This is a genomic window from Nonomuraea sp. NPDC003201 (genome assembly GCF_053590415.1).
This window is the reverse complement of the sequence record NZ_JBSFTC010000553.1, coordinates 1-4212: the sequence shown is the minus strand read 5'-3', so window position 1 is coordinate 4212 and position 4212 is coordinate 1. Positions and strand designations below refer to the sequence as shown.

The window sequence follows — 4212 nt, the reverse complement described above, 5'->3', positions numbered from 1 at the left end:
GCGTTGGCGGAGCCGCAGGCGTTGGCGGAGCCGCAGGCGTTGGCGGAGCCGCAGGCGTTGGCGGGGCCGCAGGCGTTGGCGGTGGGTGGGCCGGGCGCGGATGGCGGGTGGTGTGCCCAGGGGTTGGGGCGGGCGGGGATGTTTTGTCGGTGGCCGTCGCTACATTGCTCGCATGCATCGCCATACGCAATCGCAGCCATGACCGGCACCACCGACCTGACCCTCGACGAGGCGCGCCGGATCATCCTCCGTTCCCAGGGCATGATCGGCGCCGACGCGCGCAAGGGCGGGGCGCACGCGATGCTGCGCAGGCTGGGCGCCGTGCAGCTCGACACGATCTCGGTGCTCGCCCGCTCCCACGAGCTGGTGGCCTACGCCCGCCTGGGCGCGGTGGGACGGACCAACATCGAACGGGCCTACTGGCACAACCCCGCCCAGAGCTTCGAATACTGGTGCCACGCCGCCTGCATCCTGCCCGTCGAGCACTGGCCCCTCTACTCGTTCCGGCGCCGGGCGTACCGAAAGCGGCGCTACCGCTGGCACGAGGTCCCCGACGGGGTGGACAAGCTGCTCGAGCAGGTACGCGAGCAGGGCCCGCTGACGACCTCGGACGTCGGCGGGGCCAAGAACGGCGGCCCGTGGTGGGACTGGTCCGACTCCAAGATCGGCCTGGAGTGGCTGCTCGACATCGGTGAGCTGGTCTGCAGCCGCCGCGTCGGCTGGCGGCGCGTCTACGACCTGGCCGAGCGCGTGGTCCCCGCGGAGCTCCTGGCCGATGACCTCTCCGACGAGGAGTGCGTCGTACGCCTGGCTGCCGTGGCGGGCCGGTCCCTGGGCGTGGCCAACAGGACCGACCTCATCGACTTCCTGCGCCTGAAGGGCGAGTACGCCGCCATGCTCGACGCGGCCCTGCGCAGCGGCGCGGCGGGCCTGGTCCCCGTGACGGTCTCGGGCTGGCCGGGCAAGAAGGGCTCCCCCAACGCCTGGGCGGACCCGGCGGCGCTGGAGTCCGAGCCGCGCGGGCGTCACCGCACGACGCTGCTGTCGCCGTTCGACTCCCTCATCTGGCACCGCGGCCGCACCGAGCGCGTCTTCGGCTTCCAGTACACGCTCGAGCTGTACGTCCCCAAGCACAAGCGGGTCCACGGCTACTTCACGATGCCCGTGCTGGCGGGCGGCCGGCTGATCGGCCGCGTCGACCCGGCCCGTGAGGGCAGCACGCTGCTGATCCGGCAGCTCCACCTGGAGCCGGGCCTGTCGCCCGCCCGGTGGGCCGACGCCCTGGCGGACGCCCTGTGGTCTGCGGCGGAGTGGGTGGGCTGCGATTCCGTACGGGTCGAGCACGCCGATCCGCCCGAGCTCGTCCCGATCCTGAACGCCGCCGCCATCGCCCGATAGCACCCCAGCACGACGCCGCCAGGCGGGCGGGTGCGGATGGCGGGCGCGAGTGGGTGCCTGCCCCTGACCGCCCAGGTGGGAAACGGGGTGACACGGCCTCGCGGGCGGCGATGGCTGCCTCCCCCCTAGCTGCCTATCTCCAGGCCGCCCAGGTGGGGCGGGAGCAAGCCGGGCTCGCGGGCGGCGATGGCTGTGCCAATCCCTTGACCGCCCAGATGGGAACGGGGGCGGCACGGCCTCGCGGATCGCGGTGGCGGCCTGCCCCTGAGCCGTCCAGGTGAGAGCCGGGGTGAGGCTCCCCGCATGGACGGCTAGGTGATCTCCAGCATGCGTTCCCGCACCGCGTACACCACGGCCTCCATCCTCGAGTGCAGTTGCAGCTTGTCGAGGATGTTGCGTACGTGGTTCTTCACGGTGTTCTCGGAGATGAACAGCTGCTTGGCGATCTCGCGGTTGTTCATCCCCTTGGCCACCAGCCGCAGGACCTCCATCTCGCGATCGGTCAGGCGGGGGACGGGGAGCTGGGGAGGGCGCTCGGACTCCTTGCGGCTCATGCTCTGGAATTCGCTGATGAGCTTGGCGGCCATCGCCGGGTTGATTAAGGACTGGCCCTCGTGCACGCCGCGCACCGCGGCCGGCACGTCGTTGATCTGGACGTCCTTGAGCAGATAACCGGTGGCGCCGGCCTTGATGGCCTCGAAGAGGTCTTCCTCCTCGTCGCTCACCGTCAGCATGATGACGCGCGTGCTCGGGACCGAGGCCTTGATGCCCTTCGTGGCCTCGATCCCGTCCTGCCGTGGCATACGCACGTCCATGAGCGCGATGTCGGGCATGAGGCGGTTGGCCAATTCGACCGCCTCCTGCCCGTCGCTCGCTTCGCCGACCACCTCGATGTCGGGCTCAGCGGCCAGAGCGAGAGCCAGGCTCCGCCGGATCAGCTCGTGATCGTCAACGATCAGCACGCGGATCGGCTCGGTCGCTGAGGTACGGACCTCGCCGGACTCGGTCACGAGGCCTCCTTGATCCGCCTCGCGACAGCCTTCGCTTCGCTTCGCTCGCTCATCTGAACCTGACTGAGCTCGCTCACGTCTCCTCCTCGTCGGGGGGCCAGAGCCGTTGAACCGCAATGATGGCATGGGAGCCGCGGTTCTCGGGTGGTCGAGAAGATCTTTTAGCGCGCGATCATGGCTCTACGAGCCGCAACACGCCGTAGTTGTAGCCGCGTCTGTTGTAGACCACGCACGGCTGGCCGCTCTCCTTGTCACGGAACAGGTAGAAGTCGTGCCCGACCAGCTCCATCTCGAGGAGGGCCTGGTCGATGGTCATGGGTTCCGCTTTGTGGAACTTCTCTCGGACGACGAGCGGCCCTTCGCCGTCCATCTCGATCGGGACGATGTCGTCGTAGCGCTGGTCGCGCTGAACCTGCTCGTCCTCTTCGGCCTCGGCGGGGGCGGTGGCCTCCCGCGGGGTCAGGTCCGCGACGTCGGGGAGTGCCGCGGTGATCTCCGCCACAGAGGGCGGGCAGTGGTTGCCGTGGTGGACCTTGCGCCGGTCGGCCAGCCGCCTGAGGCGGCCTTCCAGCTTGTCGAGGGCCATGTCGAGGGCTGCGAATCGGTCGTCGGCCGAGGCTTCGGCGCGGATGGCCGGTCCTCGAGAGTGAATGGTGAGCTCGACGCGCTCGCGCTGGTCAGCGAGGCGCGGATTGCGTTCTTTCGACACCTCCACATCGACTCGGATGAGTTTGTTATCCAGACGTTCGATCCTGGCCAGCTTGGTCGTCACTTGGTCACGGAACCGATCACTCACACCTGTGTGCCGGCCCTTGACGATGATGTCCATGCAACAGCCCCCCTTCGGTCTAGCGACTGAGCAAGAGCGCCCGACGACGTGCCTGTCGGACGGGGTCTGCTGTCTGCCTTTCTGTCACCGTTACCCTCTTCCGACTCTGCGTCACCGGGAACTCGGTTGGCACCCGCCCGGCCGACCTGGTCTTCGACCCCACATCCGCCTGCTGAGGGTTTCGCAGCTCTGTTGCCACTACTGCCCTTCTCTTCTGGCGAGGGACATCTGGACCCTCGGGAAGGCAGGACTTACCCCTAAGCCGCACCGTGATCGGTCGACAAAGAGTCGCCTTACGTGGACCGTTTTGCCTGCGGCTGGCATCGGCTAGCAGAGTCGGGGACCCCGACCCTGCGCAACCACGGACCCGAACGGGTGCCATGTCAGAACGCTATCCGCATCCTGCGCGAATGTCAGCCGGAGGATCGGCCAAGGGATCACGTACCGTGATTTTCCCGGGGTCCTCATGCTCTCCCAAATGCCCTATTCAACCGATCGGCAACCCTTATGAGGATGGAGCTCCCGCCCACTGATCAGCCCTGCCGCACCCTTGGGGGAAGTGACATGTGGCCTTGTGGTGAGGATAGCGATGTGGATCTTTCTTTACGCACCGTAACCGTAATCCTTTTCAAGATCTTCGGCGTGTCGCGGCCACGGTCGCGGCCAGCGGCACTCGCACCCCCGCCGAGCTCAGCGCCCTGGCGGCCTCCACGAGGGTGGCCCCGGTCGTGACGATGTCGTCCAGGAGCACCGCACAGGCCGCTGGAGGGCCTTTCGCGGCCCGCCGCACCTGGAGTGACCCCGCGAGGTTGGAGCTCCTCTCGGCGGAACTCAGCCCCGCCTGGTCGGCCACCCGCCGCGCCTGAACCAGCGCCGGCCAGGCCTCGGCCCGCAGGCCCCACGCCCGCAGCCGGCCCGCGGCCAGCACCGCCAGCCGCCCGACCGGGTCGTGGCCCCGGTGCCGGCGCGTCCGCC

At 68.8% G+C, this 4212-nt stretch carries 4 protein-coding genes; 1 reads left to right on the top strand and 3 read right to left on the bottom strand.

Going from position 1 to position 4212, the window contains the following annotated elements:
- The first annotated feature begins 198 nt into the window (after positions 1-198).
- The gene (locus ACWDX9_RS60495) at positions 199-1398 is read left to right on the top strand and encodes a winged helix-turn-helix domain-containing protein (RefSeq protein ID WP_449972967.1); all 1200 of its coding nucleotides are present in this window, start codon (positions 199-201) and stop codon (positions 1396-1398) included.
- 311 nt (positions 1399-1709) lie between these two features.
- On the opposite strand, the gene ACWDX9_RS60490 is transcribed toward ACWDX9_RS60495, so the two are convergent.
- The 3 genes from ACWDX9_RS60490 to ACWDX9_RS60480 form a co-directional block, all read right to left on the bottom strand.
- Positions 1710-2408, bottom strand: a complete 699-nt coding sequence (locus ACWDX9_RS60490; protein WP_364242879.1) for a response regulator transcription factor — start codon at positions 2406-2408, stop codon at positions 1710-1712.
- Between the two features lie 172 nt (positions 2409-2580).
- On the bottom strand, positions 2581-3237 hold the full coding sequence (gene hpf, locus ACWDX9_RS60485; RefSeq protein ID WP_350728411.1) for a ribosome hibernation-promoting factor, HPF/YfiA family: 657 nt from the start codon (positions 3235-3237) through the stop codon (positions 2581-2583).
- Between the two features lie 628 nt (positions 3238-3865).
- The coding region (locus ACWDX9_RS60480) for a ComF family protein (RefSeq protein ID WP_449972965.1) at positions 3866-4212 on the bottom strand (347 nt) is incomplete at its 5' end.